This window comes from Chamaesiphon sp. VAR_69_metabat_338, assembly GCF_031423935.1.
Taxonomy (GTDB): domain Bacteria; phylum Cyanobacteriota; class Cyanobacteriia; order Cyanobacteriales; family Chamaesiphonaceae; genus Chamaesiphon.
On the sequence record NZ_JANPGM010000485.1, the window covers coordinates 1 to 1,745 of the forward strand.

A 1,745-nucleotide genomic window follows, 5' to 3' on the forward strand; every position below is an offset into this window, starting at 1 on the left:
TCGGGGGTGTGTCCTAGCTTGGCGGCTGCTATAACTTTCAGTTCACAATGCTAGTGGCATCACTCAAAATCGATCGAGCATGACCGACGATCGATGGCGAATGAACGGTAAGCTGGAGTCGATCGAATCCCACAGATAAGAATGGATTACCTAAATCTAGGGGGGCAAAGGGACTTGCTGGCGGAATGTGTAAACTCAATGGCGTCCAGCTGAGCATGGCAGCGACATCGCCTTGAAATGCCAGGATCTCTCGCTCTAATCCACCAAAGACATTCCCACTAATTTTGAAGTCACCCCAGAAGGAAAGCGGAACTGCTAACGACGATCGATCGACTCGACATAGACAATTATGAGCCTGTGAAGCCGTTACCTGTCGATCGTCCCAACTGAAGTCAGCCATCTGTTTTGGCAGCCCCCAGATGTTTCTACCGCCCTCAACAGATTGAGGATTATCGACATAAATATGTGAAATCCAAGCACCGATTTTGCCTTGGTAGCGCACCAGAGCAGGAGCGACGATTAATTCATGATACTGGAGCGTAGAATTAGCCTCGTAGACTGATAGATACACACTGCCCACTGTTTTTCCTGGGAGCACCGCTACAATGTCGAAATCTGGCGGTACGAAGTGTCTGGCAGTCGCTAGATCGATCGCGTGTAGAGATTGCAGCGCAGTTCCATACAAGTGCCACGGAGCTGGAGGATAAGACATATCGATCGATGCCGCAAAAGTCTTGAATGTCTAAATTATGACTTGGAGAGCAGGAAATATCTATCCACCCAAAGTCAGAGATGCGGGTGTGAATAACGATTGCCTAGATTGACGTGTTGACTTTAGTATCGGCAGTCGATCCAACCTACCCGATCGATGTCAGAATGGTTCAAATAAAGATTTATCCGTCCCTTCAGAAGTTGATGAATATGTTGAATAGCCTGCAAACAGCCTTTGCTAGTAATCGAGTCCTCAAAGTCATCAGTGGGTTGAATAATTTCGATCGCGATCGAGTGGCGATGGTAGTCACAGCCGCAGATCTCGGTGGTGCGACATTTATCGATATTGCTGCCGATCCCGAACTCGTGCGGATGGCACGTCAGCTCACCAACCTACCGATCTGTGTTTCGGCTGTCGATCCCCAATTATTTGTCGCAGCGGTTGAAGCTGGTGCCGACCTGATTGAAATCGGTAATTTCGATAGTTTCTACGCTCAAGGCATCAGATTTGAAGCCGAGGAAGTTTTAGCCCTCACCAAGGCTACTCGTGCCTTGTTGCCCCATATTACCCTGTCTGTCACCGTTCCCCATATCCTAACTCTCGACAAACAAGTCGAGCTAGCCCAAGCTCTAGTTGCGGCGGGTGCGGACATTATTCAAACCGAAGGCGGTACTAGTAGCTCGCCCAGCCATGCCGGTACCCTCGGTTTAATCGAAAAAGCAGCACCAACTTTAGCGGCTGCCTATGAAATCGCTCGGGCTGTCAATGTCCCCGTCCTCTGTGCTTCGGGTTTATCCAACGTGACGGCACCGCTGGCAATTGCCTTTGGTGCTGCGGGTATTGGTGTTGGTTCGGCGATCAACAAGTTGGATGATGAAATTATCGCGATCGCGGTGGTTCGCAGTTTGGTAGAAGCTCTGGCTGCCGCGCCTACTGCTGTTCGTAGCTAATAGGCTGGTATCGTAGTCAACATGGGTACCCACAAGCGGCGTTTTTATGCGGGGGTTCCCCCCGCATAAAAAAACGTCAAGAC

2 protein-coding genes are annotated in these 1,745 nt (G+C 50.0%); one reads left to right on the plus strand and one right to left on the minus strand.

The window, feature by feature from the left end; genetic code table 11:
- Positions 1 to 37: 37 nt before the first annotated feature.
- Positions 38 to 712, minus strand: a complete 675-nt coding sequence (locus RMO84_RS13410) for an acetoacetate decarboxylase family protein (RefSeq protein WP_310488950.1) — start codon at positions 710 to 712, stop codon at positions 38 to 40.
- A gap of 203 nt (positions 713 to 915) precedes the next feature.
- On the opposite strand from RMO84_RS13410, the gene RMO84_RS13415 reads away from it, so the two are divergent.
- Positions 916 to 1,662, plus strand: a complete 747-nt coding sequence (locus RMO84_RS13415) for a DUF561 domain-containing protein (RefSeq protein WP_396135856.1) — start codon at positions 916 to 918, stop codon at positions 1,660 to 1,662.
- The last annotated feature ends 83 nt before the right edge of the window (positions 1,663 to 1,745 follow it).

Bases quoted from the DNA above. Each gene is read 5' to 3' on its own strand.
- RMO84_RS13410 (WP_310488950.1), bottom strand. From the start codon at position 712: ATGTCTTATCCTCCAGCTCCGTGGCACTTGTATGGAACTGCGCTGCAA.
- RMO84_RS13415 (WP_396135856.1), top strand. From the start codon at position 916: ATGAATATGTTGAATAGCCTGCAAACAGCCTTTGCTAGTAATCGAGTC.